Below are 15,424 nucleotides of genomic sequence, written 5' to 3'. Positions count from 1 at the left end.
CTGCCCCCTTTGCTTTTTATGTCCCACCCCCTATGCTGGACACGTGCTTGCACATGCACCGAGTCTTGCCGACACCGCGCGCGACGTCGCGTCCGGTGTCGCCGACTCTGCCCGGCTGCACGAGGTCTTCCTCGCGGCCACGATCTACTGCGAGCGGGGTGCCGACCCGGGGTTCCGGGCGCTCGGCGTTCCGCACGCCGGGGTCGTTCCCGTCTTCAGTTCGGTCGAACAGCTCGCCCTCGCCCGCGGCACCGTCGGCTGGTTCTCGATGAGCGGCGCCGACCTGCTGGCCCAGCTGCCGGCCGGTTACGACCTCGTGCTGGACATCGCCGGCCCGCAGCCGCTGCGGTTGCACACCGATGCGATGGGCGTCCACGCGACGGTCTCCCTCGGGGCGGTGGGCTGATGTTCCGGGTCCAGCCCGACATGCTCCGCACCAGCACCCGTGCGCTCAAGGACGTCTCCGACGTGTCCCACTCGCTGGACGCGTCCCGCGGGGAGATCTCCGACCGGCTCAGCCGGTCGGGCTCGGACGCGGTCGGCCGGTCGGCCGAGGCCTTCCTCGATGCCTGGGGTCTCGGGCTGCGCGGGGTGGCCGAGCGGGTCCAGCAGCTCGGCGGCGCCCTGCAGCACGCCTCCGCGGAGTACGAGCAGGCCGAGCACCAGCTCCGCGGGCATCTCGGCAGCGGCGGCCCGGACGGTGGCGGGGCATGAGCTCGGTGACGCCCGGGGTGAACCCGGCCGACCTGATCCCGGGCGACCCGGACCAGGTCGACCAGGTCGCGATGCGATTGACCAGGGTCGCGGCCAGCGCGAGCGACGCCGCCGGCAAGCTCGAGATGCTCGACGCCGACGTCTGGTCCGGCGCCGCGGCAGAGCTCTACCGGGGGGCGATCGGCGACGTGCCGAGCCGGCTCACGGGCGCGGCCACCGCGTTCGGGACGGCTGCGCAGGCGCTGCGGGACTATGCGCGCACCCTGCGCGACGCCCAGGCGACAGCGGCCAACGCCGTCCGGATGGTCGAGCGGTCGACCCCCGAGACGGCCGCCGCGGACCAGCAGTCGGCCGACGCCCTGCTGGCGCGGGCGACCGACGAGGTCGACACCGCCGGCCGGATCGCGGTCGAGCGGCTGGCCCGGGCCCAGGCCGACGCGCCGACCCTGCCGCCGCCCGGCAGCGGCGGCGAGCTCGCGCTGCGGATCGGCTCCGAGCACCAGGTCGACGACCCGGGGCAGTACGTGTCCCGGCCCGGCGACTGGAGCGGCTCGGTCGCCGAGATGCGCTACACCTCCCCGCACGACGTGCCGTTCGCCGGCGCGTTGGGTGGCGAGTCCGCCCCCGGCGGCGGCACCGGCGAGGCCGGCTGGCAGGGCTGGGTCGCGTCCGGTTCCGGACGCGGGGTCGGGGTGGTCGAGGTCGGCACGGTGGTGGCCGCGGGAGCCGCGGTGGCGGCCGTCACGGTCATCGGCCGGCGCCGCGACCGGACCGCGTTGGGCCTGGTAGGACTGGACGAAGCCGAGCTGCGGCGGCGTCGCGAGGAGTTCGGCGGCGCCCGTCATCGCGACTCCACGCTGGGCCCCGCCGGCCGGGCCGCTCGGCTGGGGGCACCCGACGCCTGGCGCACACGTCTTGCGTCGATCACCCGTCCGCCGGGTACGGTCCAGCACTGGACCGGTTCCGGTGCCGGTCGGGTCCCGCGCGCCAGCGTGCTCGATCGTTCCGGGCCGATCGATCGAGACGTGAGAGGAGCGGTCCTGCGCGTCGGGCGTCCGGCGACCGAAGCTTCGTGAGCCGCGTCCGATCCGCCGACGTTCGCGCCAGCAGCTGGGGGCCTGACAGTGCCGACCGAGGCACCGAACGACCACTCCGGAGCGGAGCCCGACCCGGACGACCCCGGGGCGGAGCTCGGCTTCCGGCCGGTCAACGACCTCGAAGGAATCCTGATCCGCTCTGTGCTCTCCGGAGCCCGGGCGACCCTCCTGCGCGCCCTGGCCCGCTCCACCCTGTGCGTACCGGTCCTGACTGAAAAGCCTGATCACGGCCCCTTCGAGGCTGCCGGTCTGGGTGCGGCTGCAGCCGGTGAGGTGCACCTACCGTGCGTCACGGATTCCGAAGGCAGACACGCCTTGGTCTACACCTCGTACCGCCAGATGGCGCTCGCGCACAGCCTGCCGGATGACGCACCGTGGACAGAGGTTCCGGTGGGCACGTTGTTCGAGAAGTGGCCGCCGGATGTCGATGCCTGGCTGAACGGAGGCGGCGAGTTGGGCTTCCCCCTCGACCCGACGGACATCTCCACAGTGGCGGATCTTGCGGCCGGACTGGAGGTCGACGAGGCGTACGAGATCGGTCCCGATGATGCCTTCTCGGACTTCCCCGGCCCGGCCGTGCCCGACCAGGTCGACTGCGCGGTCGTGCTGGCGTTGTTCGAGGTGCCCGAGGTGCTGGAGGTCGTCCGGATCTTCCGGCGGCTGGAGGAACCCGGCGGCCGGACCTGGCGGATCCTGCTCGTCCTGGTCGACGCGGGGGCGCAGGGCATGGAGATCGCGCAGACCGTCGCCGACGCCGTGAACGACGCATCCGACGAGTGCTGCGAGGTGCACGTCGCGGACGTCCACGACGACGAGGTGTACGACGCGGTCTCGCACTTCCTGCAGGCCGGGGTGCCGCTCTGGCGTCGCCAGGGCCTGCAGGTCCCGGACACGCTCGAAGGCCTCGACGGAGCCTAGATCAGGTCTGACACCACGTACGCTCGGCGCTCGTGCCGTCTCACCACCGCGGGTCGCGTCATCCCCTCCGCTGGGCGGTGCCGGTCGCGGTGCTCGCGCTCGTCGCGCTGGCCGTCCTGATCCGCCCGGCGTTCGGGCGCGGCCGGGACGACACGGTGCGGGCCGCGGCCGCGACGACGGCGGCCGCCTCGACGCCGGTCGCCTCGACGCCGGCGCCGAGCCCGCCGGCAACGGCCGGTCCCACTCCGGAGCCGACCACAGCCCGGCCGGCCACGCCGCCGCCGACGACCCAGGCGCCGATCCCGAACAGCGCGTCCGGCCGGCTGGCCGTGGTCCCGGGTGAGGTCGCGCCGGACGGCCGCGGCACCCCGCTGAGCTACACGCTGGAGATCGAGGCCGGGCTGCCGCTGGACGGGCCGGCGATCGCGGCGCAGATCCAGCGCACGCTGACCGACCCGCGCGGCTGGGAGCCGATCGAGCACGTCGCGTTCACCCGGACCGCGCAGAACGCGTCGTTCCAGCTGATCCTCGCGTCGCCCACGCTGGTCGACAAGCTCTGCTACCCGCTCGACACGGTCGGCGAGCTCTCCTGCCGCAACGGCAACAGGGTGATCCTCAACGCCAAGCGCTGGGTCGACGCGGTGCCCTGGTACGGCGGACACCTCGACCTCTACCGCGAGTACCTCGTCAACCACGAGGTCGGGCACCGGCTCGGCCACGGCCACAAGACCTGCCCGGCGCCGGGTGCCCCCGCTCCAGTGATGGTCCAGCAGTCGAAATCCCTCTACGGCTGCAAGGCGAACCCCTGGCCCTCGGTCGCCTATTAGCCGTCGGGTCTCCTCCACCGAGCCCGCCGAGGCCATCACCCCGGAGACCCGATGGCGCTCACCCGAGGGCGGCGTTCACGACTGCGCGGGCTTCTTCCTGGACCTTGGCGAGGTGGTCGGGGCCGCGGAAGGACTCGGCGTAGACCTTGTAGACGTCCTCGGTGCCGGACGGGCGGGCCGCGAACCAGGCCTGCTCGGTGCGGACCACGAGCCCGCCGATGGCCGCGCCGTTGCCCGGCGCGGACGTGAGCTTCTCGGTGATCGGGTCGCCGGCCAGCTCGGTCGCGCTCACCTGCTCGGGCGAGAGTGCGGCCAGCGCGGCCTTCTGCTCCCGCGACGCCGGCTCGTCCACCCGCGCGTACGCCGGGTCGCCGAAGCGGGAGACCAGGTCCGCGTAGTGCTCGCCCGGCGTCCGGCCGGTGACGGCGGTGATCTCCGAGGCCAGCAGCGCCAGCAGGATGCCGTCCTTGTCGGTCGTCCAGGTGGCGCCGTCGCGGCGCAGGAACGACGCCCCGGCGCTCTCCTCACCGCCGAAGCCGACCGAGGAGTCCAGCAGCCCCGGCACGAACCACTTGAACCCGACCGGCACCTCGATCAGCTGCCGGCCGAGGTCGGCCGCGACCCGGTCGATCATCCGCGAGGACACGATGGTCTTGCCGATCGCCGCGCTCGACGGCCAGCCGTCCCGGTGCGCGAACAGGTACGAGATCGCGACCGCGAGGTAGTGGTTCGGGTTGAGCAGCCCGGCGTCCGGGGTGACGATGCCGTGCCGGTCGGCGTCCGCGTCGTTGCCGGTGGCGATCTGGTAGCGGTCCTTGTTCTGGATCAGCGACGCCATCGCGTACGGCGAGGAGCAGTCCATCCGGATCTTGCCGTCCCAGTCCAGCGTCATGAACCGCCAGGTCGGGTCCACGAGCGGGTTCACCACGGTGAGGTCCAGGCCGTAGCGGGAGCCGATCTCCCCCCAGTACGGCACCGAGGCGCCGCCGAGCGGGTCGGCCCCGATCCGGATCCCGGCCGAGCGGACCGCGTCCAGGTCGAGCGCGGCGCCGAGGTCGCCGACGTAGGAATCGACGTAGTCGAAGGTGCCGGTGGTGGAGGCGGCGCGGGCCTGCGCGTACGTGACCCGGCGGACGCCCTTGAGCCCGTCACCGAGCAGCTCGTTGGCCCGGTCCTGGATCCACTTCGTCGCGTCGGTGTCGGCCGGCCCGCCGTTGGGCGGGTTGTACTTGAAGCCGCCGTCCCGGGGCGGGTTGTGGGACGGCGTGACGACCACGCCGTCGGCCAGCCCGTCGGTCCGGCCGCGGTTGTAGGTGAGGATCGCGTGCGACACCGCCGGCGTCGGCGTGTACGTGTCCTGCGAGTCGATCAGCACCCGCACGTCGTTGGCCGCGAACACCTCCAGCGCGTCCACGAACGCCGGCTCGGACAGCGCGTGCGTGTCCCGGCCGAGGAACAGCGGCCCGTCGGTGCCGGCCCGCATCCGGTAGTCGCAGATCGCCTGGCTGGTGGCGACGATGTGGTCGGAGTTGAACGACAGGCTCAACGCCGAGCCCCGGTGCCCGGAGGTGCCGAAGGCGACCCGCTGGTCGACCTGGTTCACGTCCGGGTGCTCGGCGTAGTACGCCGTGACGAGCTTGGGGACGTCGACGAGGTCGGCGGGGCTCGCCGGCTGGCCGGCGCGATCGGACGGCGGCATCGCGGACCTCCGCGGACGGTGGCTGGTCACCGAAACCCTACCGACATGGCGCGGGCGTACGCTCTGCTGGAACCTCAGCGCACTCCCGGGGAGGCCGCCATGGCCATCGGACTCGTCGACCCGCCCGTCCGGACGGATGACCGGAGGAGCCGGCCCGGCCGGCTGGCCGCGGTACGGGAGCGGTTGCGCCGCCCCGAGCGGGACGCCGAGCTGGACCGGATCCGCCGGCTGGAGGGCACCACCGCGTTGCTGGAGCGGGCCCGCGCCATGGTCGCGGACGGCTGGGTCCAGGACTCGTTCTACGTGGTCCGCGGCCGCACCGGGGAGACGAAGCCGGTCAGCCCGTTCGGGCTGCTCCTGCTCACCCGCTCCGACGTGGTCGGGGCCTGCCTGGTCGGCGCCGTCGCGCACGCCTCCGCCACCGTCGACCGGCAGGACCGGCGCAGCCAGGCCGCGCTCGCGGTCGACACGCTCTGGCAGGCGCTGGCCGAGGACACCGGCGCGGCCGGCCCGCCGGACACCGCCCACCCCGCGGCCCGGGCCGCCCGGGTCCGCGAGCTCGCCCACTGGAACGACGAGCCGCAGCGGTCCCGCGAGGACGTGCTCGGCCTGCTCGACCGGTCCATCTCGCACACGATCATCGAGTCGGTCCGCTAGAGCTCGTCTGCAAGCCGGGGACGCACGCCGTCGGCCGGCGATGAACGCCGTCCGCCTCGCGACGGACCAACACCCTGAGTCATCGGTGAGGTAGACCGCGCCACCCTAACGGGTGCATTTTGTCACCCTTACTCATAGCTGAGACCTGCGAGAACGCGATGTAACCTGTCACGGCCTGCTTGCGGCATGTGCGCAGTGTGTCTTCGGGGTCGAGTACGCCCGCGCCTGGCGTTCCGAGCGGGCGACTCAACCAGCCTCGAAGGGAGCTGCCAGCGTGGTGAATCCGGGCCGGCACCGTCGCGACACGGGCGAGGAAGTGCCCTGGTACGAATCGCGGCGCGTGGTCGGCCGCCGGCCCGGCTGGATCGGCCCCGCCGCCGTCGGCACCGGCTCGATCCTGCTGGTCGTCGGCGCGCTGCTGATCGGCAGCTCGTTCGTCCCGGCGAAGCTGGCCGGGCACACCGGGTGTGCCGGCCCCCGGACCACCGCCACGGTGGCCGCGTCCCCGGACCAGGCCCCGGTGCTGCAACGGCTCGCGGCGCTGTGGTCGCTGACCGAGCCCCGGGTCGGCGCCGCCTGCGCCTCGGTCGCGGTGGTCGCGGCCGAGTCGGCGGCGGTCGCCTCCACCCTCGGCACCGACGCCCCCAGCGGCAAGCCGGACGTCTGGGCCCCGGAGTCCGCGGTCTGGGCCGGGCTGGCCGCGCCCCGTCCGGAGGCCGCCGCCGCGCTGCCCCGGACCGGGCCGAGCCTGGCCACCACGCCGGTGGTCATGGCCGTGGCGCGGGACCGGGCCAGGGCGCTGGGCTGGCCGGCCCAGAAGCTGTCCTGGCAGGCGGTGCTGGCCGGGATGGCCCAGGACCCGACCTGGGGGCGGTACGGGCACCGGAACTGGGGCCCGTTCGTGATCGGCATGGGCGACCCGACCCGCTCGACCGCCGCGCTGCACACCCTGCTCGCGGTCACCGACGTGGACCGGGACGGCGCGGTCGAGCCGGAGGAGATCCCCAACGAGCTGGCCCTGGAGCGCTCGGTCGGGCTGTACGCGACGGACGCCCAGCTGGCCGAGCGCACCGGCGGCAAGGGCCCGGTCTCGGCCTTCCCCGCGACCGAGCAGCAGGTCCTGGAGCACAACGCGGGCGGCGAGGTCGCCCAGCTGGTGCCGGTCTACCCGGCGGACGGCGTCGCGGCCGCCGACCACCCGTACCTGACGCTGCGCGGGACCTGGGTGACCGGGCCGAAGAAGCAGGTCGCGCAGGCCTTCGCCGACTACGTGCTCGGTCCCGAGGGCCGGGCCGCGTACGGGAAGGCCGGTTTCCGGGACAAGGCCGCGGCGATCCCGGCGGCGACCGCGGGCAACGGGACGGTGGCCCCGGCGTACCGGACCCGGACGCTGCCGGCCGCGGCCCAGACCGCGCAGGCGCTGGTGCGCTGGCGGGCGCTGCGCCGGCCGGCGAACGTGCTGGCCGCGATCGACACCTCGGGCTCGATGGCCGAGCTCGCCCCGGGCCTGCCGGTGACCAAGCTGGCGGTGTTCCAGAAGGCCGCGGCCGGGTCGGTGCGGCTGTTCAACGCACGGTCCCGGCTGGCGCTGTGGGAGTTCTCCTCGCTGCTGGACGGGCCGCGCGACTACAAGCAGCTGGTCCCCGGCCGGCCGCTGGGCACCCGGGTCGGTCCGGTCGACCAGCGCGCGCTGATCATCGGCGCGGCCGACCAGATGCACGCCGTCGGCAGCACCGGCCTGTACGACACGATCGACGCCGGCTACCGCGAGGTGCAGCGGACCTGGCGGGCCGACCAGCAGAACATCCTGGTCGTGATGACCGACGGCAAGAACGAGGACGCCGCCGGGCTGGCCCTGCCGCAGCTGGTCTCCTCGCTGCGCGCGCACGCGAACCCGAAGAAGCCGATCACGGCGATCTTCATCGCGTACGGGGCGGACGCGGACGTCACCGCGCTGAACCAGGCCGCGACCGCGGTCAGGGGCCGGACGTACTGGGCCCAGCAGCCGACCGACATCGGCAAGGTCTTCCTCGCGGCGATGGTAAATCGGTGAGCTGTAAGGTCTTTCGCGACCCCGACCCGCTGGAGGACCCGTGACGGACCCGGAGACGGCCGTGCCGAACAGCACGCCCGGCTCGATCGCCGACACCGCCGAGCCGCGTCACCTCGCGCCCGACGACGCCGGCGACCGCCCGCTCATCGACCTGGCCCGCGACCCCACCCCGGGCGTGCCGGACCACGCCGCGCCCGAGGACGACTCCGAGCAGGAGTGAGCCTGAGCCCTACCCTGCAAGCGTGCTGAGCGAGGTAAGCGCGACGCGGTACGTGGTGCCGCTGCGCGAGGGCGGGTCTCTGCCCGGCCTGATGGAGGCCGACGACCTCGGGACGTACGTGGTGAAGTTCCGCGGCGCCGGGCAGGGCATCGCGACGCTGGTCGCCGAGGTGGTCAGCGGGCAGCTGGCCCGGGCGCTCGGCCTGCCGGTGCCGGACCTGGTCACCGTCGAGGTGGACCCGGGTCTGGCCGCCGGCGAGCCCGACCAGGAGGTGCAGGAGCTGCTGCGGGCCAGCGGCGGGCGCAACCTCGGGATGGACTACCTGCCCGGCGCGTTCGACCTGGACCCGGCCGCGTTCCGGGTGGAGCCGTCCCTCGCCGGCCGGGTGCTCTGGTTCGACGCGCTGGTCGGCAACGTCGACCGGTCCTGGCGGAACCCGAACCTGCTGCACTGGCACGGGAGGCCGTACCTGATCGACCACGGGGCGACGCTGACGTTCCAGCACAACTGGCCGACCGCGGGCGGCTGGCCCGCCCGGCCGTATGCGGCCGCTGACCACGTGCTGATCGGCTGCGACCCGGACGTGGCCGCCGCCGACGCGGCGCTGGCGCCGGTGGTGACCCGCGAGGTGGTCGCAGCGGCGGTCGCGGACGTCCCGGCCGACTGGTTGACCGTCGGCCCGGAGTCCTATGTGGACCGGCTGCTGGAACGGATCGCGGCCAGGAGTGAATGGGTGCCCGGGCTGGTCGAGGCCGCGGCGGCCGGGGCCGGCGAGCGGACGCCGGTGCGCGGTTCCCGGCCGCGCTGGCTGGGCGGTCCCTCGTGACCCGGCAGCTGTTCGAGTACGCGGTGCTGCGGGTGGTCCCGCGGGTCGAGCGCGGCGAGACGATGAACGCCGGCGTGCTGCTCTACTGCCAGCGGCTGGACTACCTCGGCTCCCGGGTCTGGCTCGACGACGACCGGCTGCGCGCGCTCGACCCGGACGCCGATCCGGCGCAGGTCCGCCGCGCGTTGCAGGCCGCGGCCGACATCTGCGGCGGGTCGCCGGACGCGGGACCGCCGGCCCGGGAGGACCGGGGCAAGCGGTTCCGCTGGCTGACCGCACCGCGCAGCACGGTCGTCCAGCCCGGCCCGGTGCACACCGGGCTGACCGACGACCCGGACACCGACGCCGACCGGCTGCTGCGCACGCTGGTGTTACCGGTCCGGTGAGCAGGCCCGCGGACACGGCCGCCGGGCCGCCGCGGACCCGGTCCCGGACGGCGCTGCCGGTCGCGCTCGTGGTCGCCGCGGCGGGCGCGGCGCGGCTGGCGTACCTGCTCAGCCCGGTCGTGCAGTTCAACGCGGACGAGGCCACCACCGGGATCATGGTCCGCCGGATCCTGGCCGGCCACGGGTACGTGTTCTACGCCGGCCAGGACTACGGCGGCGCGCTGGAGCAGTACCTGGAGGCGGCGATGTACGCCGTGCTCCGGCTCCCGCAGAACGCGCTGACCCTGCGGCTGCCGCTGGTCGTGCTGTGCATGGCCACCGCCGCGCTGGTCTACGTCGTCGGCCGGGACGTGCTCGGCGACCCGGCCCGGGCGCTCGTGGCCGCCGCGCTCTACGCGGTCTCGCCCTGGTTCAACATCATCGGCCCGGTCACCTCGCTCGGCTTCTACGCGGCCGGGCAGACCCTGACCATCGCCGCGCTCTGGTGCGCGCTGCGGGCGTCCCGGGGTCCGCGCTGGCTCCTCGCGACCGGCCTGGTCGCCGGCCTCGGCGTCTGGACCGCGGTCACCGCGCTCTACGTGCTGATCCCGGTCCTCGGGTGGCTGCTGCCGGTGCTGGGCCGGGACCTGCGCCGCTGGGCCGCGATCGCCGGCGGGTTCGTGCTCGGGGCGGCCCCGCTGTTCGGCGCGCTCGCGGTGCACCGGACGCTGCCGGTGCCCTCGACGCCGGCCGAGCAGACCACGGTCTGGCAGCGGGTCGGCAACCTGTTCGGGCCGATCCTGCGCCAGTACGCCGGCGTCACCTACAGCCACGCCGACGGCGGGCTCTGGCTGCCGGTGCAGATCGCGGTCGTCGCCGGGCTGGTGGCCGCGTACGGGGTCGCGCTGGCGCGGCGGCGCGGGCTGGCCGACTTCCTGCGGGCCGACCGGCGCCGGCCGGGCGACCTGCTGCTGGCGGTGCCGCCGGTCGTGGTGGTGCTCTGGGCCGCCTCGGACGCGACCTGGTACACCGGCACGCCGCGCTATCTGGCCGGGACGTACCAGCTGCTGGCGATCGGGCTGGCCGCGCTGGTGCCGGTCCGCCGCTGGGCCGTACCGGTCGCGGTGGTCGCGATCTGCGCGGTGCTGAGCTACGGCTTCTACCCCGGCATCGCGGGCAGCACAGCGGCCCGGGACCGCGCGCTGCGCGAGGTGACCACCGTGCTGGCCGGCGAGGGCCACCGGGACGTGTACGCCGGCTACTGGACCGCGATGCCGCTGCAGTACGTCGCCGGCGACCGGCTGGTCGTCGCCACCGCCGGCGGCCTGGCGCGGTTCCCGGCCGCGCAGCGCGAGGTCGAGCAGGCGGCCTCACCCGTGTACGTCGGCAGCGACGCGGACGGGACCACCGCGGCGTTCCGGGCCGCGCTGGACCGGCGGCACATCCCGTACCGGGCCCGGATGTTCGCGTTCCTGACGGTCTTCGACCGCCTGCCGGGCAACGTGAACCCGGCGGGCCTCTGAGCCGGGGCGGACGTCGTTGTCCGCCCCGGGGCCAGGAGTCCTAGCGGTTCTGCTTCTTCAGCCAGCCCAGGGCGGCGTCGGCGATCTTGCGCCAGTCCGAGTCGACGGTCAGCGAGTGGTCGGCGTCCGGGAACTCGATCAGCTCGGTCACCGCCGACGACTTCCTGTGGTGCAGCTTGTACGTCGACTTCGAGATCGCCGGCGGCACCGTGTGGTCCTTGCCGCCCAGCGTGATCAGCAGCGGACCGCGGTGCGAGTTGTGCAGGTCCACCGTTGTCGCCGCGTGCAGGTTGAAGTTGGCCGACGCGGCCTGGAACAGCGGCTTGCCCGGGGACGGCATGGCCCAGGAGTCGTACAGGGACGAGGCCTCGGCCGGGGTGCGGTTGTTGGCGAAGCCGTAGGTGAACTCCTCCAGGCTCAGCCCGACCGTCTTCCCGCTGTTGGCCGGGTTGCGCAGCGCGATCGAGGCGACCCGCAGGGCCGAGATCGGCAGCACCTGCACGCCCTTGATCGGCGCCGGGTCGATCGCGACCGCGGCGTCGGCCAGCCCGCGGCCGAGCAGGATCTGCGCGACCAGCCCGCCGAAGGAGTGGCCGATGACGATCGGCCGCTGCGGCAGTGCGGTGATCACCTCGGCGTAGTGGTTGGCGACCTCGACGACGCCGTAGCCGGCCATCGGCGCCGGGTTGGCCCGGGTGGCGGCCACGGTGGCCTCCTCGCCGGGCCAGCCCGGGGCGATGGGGGCGTACCCGTTCTCGGCGAAGAGCTCCTGCCAGGGGCCCCAGCTGGTGTGGTGCAGCCACAGGCCGTGGATGAAGACGACGGGGGTGGGGGATTCGGTCATGCGGTTCTCTCTCTGGGGGGTCAGGCGGTGGCGCGGGCGGCCTTGACCACCAGCGACTCGACCGCGGCCGGGTGCGAGATCAGCGACACGTGCGACGACCGGACGAGCGTGATGTGCGAGTGCGCGCGCTCGGCCATGAACCGTTGCGCGGTCGGCGTGATGATCTTGTCCTGAGTGCCGAGCAGGTACCAGGACGGGATCGTCTTCCAGGCCGGTACGCCGGAGGGCTCGTTGCCGGCGCTGAGGGCGAGCGGGCGCTGGGTCGCGGCGAGCACGGCCGCCTTCTGCCGCCCGACGTCCTGGGCGAAGGACCGCGCGACCACGGCCGGCTTCAGGTACAGGTCGACGTCGCCGGCCGGGGCACCCGGGTAGGGCCGGAAGTCGAAGACGGTGGCCGGGTCGACGGCCAGCGCCGAGTCGGCGCCGGAGAGCGGGAAGATCGTCTCGCCTTGCGCCGGGGCGAACGCGTCGATGTACACCAGCGCCTTGACGTCGGGGTTGCCGGTGGCGGCGTTGGTGATGACCGCCCCGCCGTACGAGTGGCCGACCAGGATGATCGGGCCGGGCACCGTGGCCAGGAAGTCGCGCACGGTGGCGGCGTCGCCGGACAGGCTGCGCAGCGGGTTCGGCGCGGCCAGCACGGTGTAGCCGTCATGCTGCAGCTTGATGATCACGTCGGTCCAGCTGGAGGAGTCGGCCCAGGCGCCGTGCACCAGCACGACGGTCGGCTTGGTGCCGCTCGGGTGCGACGCGGCTGCGGCGACCGCGGCGGGAGCACGGCCGGCGGGCGCGGCGGCGGCCGGGCCGAGTCCGATCAGCCCGATCGCGACGGTGGCGGTGGCGAGCAGCGCGGGCAGCACCCGGCGACGGCTGAGCAGACTCATCCAGTTCCCCTTCGTACGGACTTCATCACTGTGGATGCTGGCAACCGGGTGTGCCGAAAGAGTGCCTATCGCGAGAAGCTGTCCGGTGTGGAGCTCCGTTTCGCCGTGCTCGGACCGGTCCGGGCCTGGCGGGACGGTGTCGAGCTGCGGCTCGGACCACCGACCCAGCAGGCCCTCCTGGCCCTGCTGCTGGTGCGGGCCGGGCAGCCGGTGCCGCTGGCGGAGATCGTCGACGTCCTCTGGGGCGAGGACCCGCCGGCCAGCGCGGTGAACGTGGTGCACCGGCACGTCGGCCTGCTGCGCCGGCTGCTGGAGCCGTCGCTGGCGACCCGCGAACCCGGCCGGTGGCTGGTCCGCGCGGCCGGTGGCTACCGGCTGGACGTGCCGCCCGACGCCGTGGACCTGTTGCGGTTCCGGACCCTGCGGGAGCGCTCCCGGCGGGAGCCGGAGGCCGCCGCCGGCCTGCTGCTGGAGGCGCTGGAGCTGTGGTCGGGCCCGGCCGCGGCCGGCGTCGACCACCCGGTGTTCACCGAGCTGGACCGGGAGCGGCGGGACGCGGTGGCCGACGCGGTGGACGCGGCGCTGCGGGCCGGGTCGCCGGACGCGGTGCTGCCGGGGTTGCGCCGGGCCGTCGCCGCCGACCCGCTGGACGAGCCGCTGCAGGCCCGGCTGGTGCGGATGCTGGCCGCGGCCGGGCGGCAGGCGGCCGCGCTGGAGGCGTACGGGGAGGCGCGGGACCGGCTGGCCGGCGAGCTCGGCGTCGACCCCGGACCGGAGCTGCGGGCCGCGTACGAGTCGGTGTTGCGGCCGGTGGCCCCGGCCGAGCCGTACGTGCGGCCGGCCCAGCTGCCGCCGGACCTGCCCACCTTCACCGGCCGGCAGGCGGAGCTGGCCCGGGCCGCGGCGCTGCTGCCGGACCGGCCCGGGACGGTGGTGGTCACCGCGGTCGGCGGAATGGCCGGCATCGGCAAGACCGCGCTCGCGGTGCACTGGGCGCACCGGATCGCGGACCGCTTCCCCGACGGCCAGCTGTACGTCAACCTGCGCGGCTTCGAGCCGACCGGCGAGCCGGCGGTCGACCCGGCCGACGCCGTCCTCGGCTTCCTGGACACGCTCGGCGTGCCGCCGGGCCGGGTGCCGGCCGGACTGGGCGCGCGGACCGCGCTGTTCCGCAGCATCGTGGCCGACCGGCGGCTGCTGGTGCTGCTGGACAACGCCCGCGACACCGCCCAGGTCCGTCCGCTGCTGCCGGGTGGCTCCGGTTGCCTGGTCCTGGTCACCAGCCGGGACCGGCTGACCGGCCTGGTCGCGGTCGACGGCGCCGTCCCGCTGCCGCTGGACCTGCTGCCCCCGGCCGAGGCCCGCGACTTCCTGGACCGGCGGCTGGGCCGGGACCGGACCGGGGCCGAACCGGGCGCGGTGGCCGAGATCCTGGCCGCCTGCGGCGGGCTGCCGCTGGCCCTGGCGATCGTCGCCGCGCAGGCGGTGACCCGCCCGTCGGCCCCGCTGGCCGGCCTCGTCGCCGGGCTGGACTCGTTCAGCGGGGACGAGCCGGCCAGCGACCTGCGCGCGGTGTTCTCCTGGTCGTACGCGGCCCTCAGCCCGGCCGCCGCCGGGGTGTTCCGGCTGCTCGGCCTGCACCTGGGTCCGGACGTGTCGAGCGCGGCCGCGGCCAGTCTGACCGGGCTGCCCGCGGCCGAGCTGCGGCCGTTGCTGGCCGAGCTGGCCGACGCGCAGCTGATGACCGAGCCGGCGCCGGACCGGTGGGTGCTGCACGACCTGGTCCGGGCGTACGCGGCCGAGCTGGCCGGGTCCGATGAGGCCGCGGTCGGCCGGCTGCTGGACCACTACCTGCACAGCGCCGAGGCCGGGGCCCAGCTGCTCAGCACGTCCCGGGCCCCGCTGCCGCTGGACCCGCCCCGGTCCGGGGTGGTGCCGGAACGGCCGGCCGACCACACGGCGGCGCTGGAGTGGGCGGCCGTGCAGCACCCGGCCGTGCTGGCGGCGTTGCAACGGGCGGACTCGGACGCGTACGTCTGGCGGCTGGCGCTGGCGACGGAGCCGTACCTGAGCCTGCGCCGGTCGTCCCGGGAGGTCGCCCCCGTGCTCGAGGCCGGCCTGGCCGCGGCCGAACGGGACGGCGACCGGACCGCGATCGCCTCGCTGCACCGGCACCTCGTCTTCGACCAGACCCGGGCCCGCGCCTTCGACGCCGTCGACCGGCACGCGGCCGCCGGGCTGGCGCTGCTGCGGGAGCTGGGGGACCCGGTCACCGAGGCCCACCTGGAGCGGCACCTCGCGCTGTCCTGGGAGCTGCGCGAGGACTACCGGGAGTCGCTGCGGCACAGCGAGCGGGCCATCGAGCTCTACCGGGCCGCCGACGACCGGGCCGGGCTGGCCCTCGCGCTGAACATGGCCGGGTGGAGCCGGGCGCTGCTCGGTGAGTACGCGGCGGCGGTCGAGGCCTGCGGGCTGGCCCTGGAGCTGCAACGGGAGCTGGGACAGACGTACTACACCGCGGCGACGCTGGACCGCCTCGGCTACGCGTACCACCATCTCGGCGACCTGGACCGGGCCGCGGCCAGCTACCTGGAGGCGCTGGGACCGCTGCGCGAGTACGGCGACGAGTACGGCGTGGCGCTGGTCGAGCTCAACCTCGGCGACACCCTGGTCGCCTCGGGCGACCCGGCCGCGGCCCGGTCGGTCTGGGCGCACGCCGAGCAGGTCTTCATCCAGCTGGAACGGCCCGAGGTCGAGAAGGTCCGGGACAGGCTCGCCTCGGTCGCCGGCAAGTGAG

Annotated in this window: 15 protein-coding genes; 12 read left to right on the top strand and 3 right to left on the bottom strand. The window is 74.7% G+C overall.

Features of this window, described 5'->3' with window-relative positions:
* Nucleotides 1-43: 43 nt before the first annotated feature.
* From VGP36_00790 to VGP36_00770, 5 genes are read left to right on the top strand one after another with little or no spacing between them, the layout of a single operon-like run.
* Nucleotides 44-406, top strand: a complete 363-nt coding sequence (locus tag VGP36_00790; protein HEV7653261.1) for an SseB family protein — start codon at nucleotides 44-46, stop codon at nucleotides 404-406.
* Entirely contained in the window at nucleotides 406-714 is a 309-nt protein-coding gene (locus tag VGP36_00785; GenBank protein ID HEV7653260.1) for a hypothetical protein, read from the top strand. The genes VGP36_00790 and VGP36_00785 overlap by 1 nt, the downstream gene beginning before the upstream one ends.
* Nucleotides 711-1,790 carry a hypothetical protein gene (locus tag VGP36_00780; protein HEV7653259.1) on the top strand — a complete coding sequence of 360 codons (1,080 nt, stop codon included), beginning with the start codon at nucleotides 711-713 and terminating at the stop codon, nucleotides 1,788-1,790. The genes VGP36_00785 and VGP36_00780 overlap by 4 nt, the downstream gene beginning before the upstream one ends.
* A gap of 48 nt (nucleotides 1,791-1,838) precedes the next feature.
* Nucleotides 1,839-2,729, top strand: a complete 891-nt coding sequence (locus VGP36_00775) for an SseB family protein (GenBank protein HEV7653258.1) — start codon at nucleotides 1,839-1,841, stop codon at nucleotides 2,727-2,729.
* A 32-nt stretch (nucleotides 2,730-2,761) separates the two neighbouring features.
* Nucleotides 2,762-3,556, top strand: coding sequence for a DUF3152 domain-containing protein (locus VGP36_00770; protein ID HEV7653257.1), 795 nt, complete (start codon nucleotides 2,762-2,764; stop codon nucleotides 3,554-3,556).
* A gap of 58 nt (nucleotides 3,557-3,614) precedes the next feature.
* Here the strand turns inward: VGP36_00770 and pgm are convergent, their stop codons facing one another.
* A complete protein-coding gene (pgm, locus tag VGP36_00765; protein HEV7653256.1) occupies nucleotides 3,615-5,255 on the bottom strand; it encodes a phosphoglucomutase (alpha-D-glucose-1,6-bisphosphate-dependent) in 1,641 nt (546 codons plus the stop codon).
* Nucleotides 5,256-5,354: 99 nt separating this feature from the next.
* On the opposite strand from pgm, the gene VGP36_00760 reads away from it, so the two are divergent.
* From VGP36_00760 to VGP36_00735, 6 genes are all read left to right on the top strand, one after another.
* Entirely contained in the window at nucleotides 5,355-5,912 is a 558-nt protein-coding gene (locus tag VGP36_00760; GenBank protein HEV7653255.1) for a hypothetical protein, read from the top strand.
* 274 nt (nucleotides 5,913-6,186) lie between these two features.
* Nucleotides 6,187-7,965, top strand: coding sequence for a substrate-binding domain-containing protein (locus VGP36_00755; protein ID HEV7653254.1), 1,779 nt, complete (start codon nucleotides 6,187-6,189; stop codon nucleotides 7,963-7,965).
* A gap of 40 nt (nucleotides 7,966-8,005) precedes the next feature.
* Complete coding sequence (locus VGP36_00750; protein HEV7653253.1) at nucleotides 8,006-8,185, top strand: hypothetical protein; 180 nt, start codon at nucleotides 8,006-8,008, stop codon at nucleotides 8,183-8,185.
* Nucleotides 8,186-8,207: 22 nt separating this feature from the next.
* Nucleotides 8,208-9,011, top strand: a complete 804-nt coding sequence (locus VGP36_00745) for a HipA family kinase (GenBank protein ID HEV7653252.1) — start codon at nucleotides 8,208-8,210, stop codon at nucleotides 9,009-9,011.
* Complete coding sequence (locus VGP36_00740) at nucleotides 9,008-9,397, top strand: DUF3037 domain-containing protein (protein HEV7653251.1); 390 nt, start codon at nucleotides 9,008-9,010, stop codon at nucleotides 9,395-9,397. The genes VGP36_00745 and VGP36_00740 overlap by 4 nt, the downstream gene beginning before the upstream one ends.
* On the top strand, nucleotides 9,394-10,899 hold the full coding sequence (locus VGP36_00735) for a glycosyltransferase family 39 protein (GenBank protein ID HEV7653250.1): 1,506 nt from the start codon (nucleotides 9,394-9,396) through the stop codon (nucleotides 10,897-10,899). Before VGP36_00740 ends, VGP36_00735 begins: the two co-directional genes overlap by 4 nt.
* Before the next feature lie 40 nt (nucleotides 10,900-10,939).
* Here VGP36_00735 and VGP36_00730 read toward each other — a convergent pair whose 3' ends face one another.
* On the bottom strand, nucleotides 10,940-11,743 hold the full coding sequence (locus VGP36_00730) for an alpha/beta hydrolase (GenBank protein ID HEV7653249.1): 804 nt from the start codon (nucleotides 11,741-11,743) through the stop codon (nucleotides 10,940-10,942).
* Nucleotides 11,744-11,763: 20 nt separating this feature from the next.
* Nucleotides 11,764-12,627, bottom strand: a complete 864-nt coding sequence (locus tag VGP36_00725; GenBank protein HEV7653248.1) for an alpha/beta hydrolase — start codon at nucleotides 12,625-12,627, stop codon at nucleotides 11,764-11,766.
* Between the two features lie 87 nt (nucleotides 12,628-12,714).
* On the opposite strand from VGP36_00725, the gene VGP36_00720 reads away from it, so the two are divergent.
* Nucleotides 12,715-15,423 carry a BTAD domain-containing putative transcriptional regulator gene (locus VGP36_00720; protein HEV7653247.1) on the top strand — a complete coding sequence of 903 codons (2,709 nt, stop codon included), beginning with the start codon at nucleotides 12,715-12,717 and terminating at the stop codon, nucleotides 15,421-15,423.
* Nucleotide 15,424: the final 1 nt, after the last annotated feature.

Source organism: Mycobacteriales bacterium (genome assembly GCA_035995165.1).
GTDB lineage: Bacteria > Actinomycetota > Actinomycetes > Mycobacteriales > CADCTP01 > CADCTP01.
This window is presented reverse-complemented; position numbering and strand designations above follow the sequence as displayed.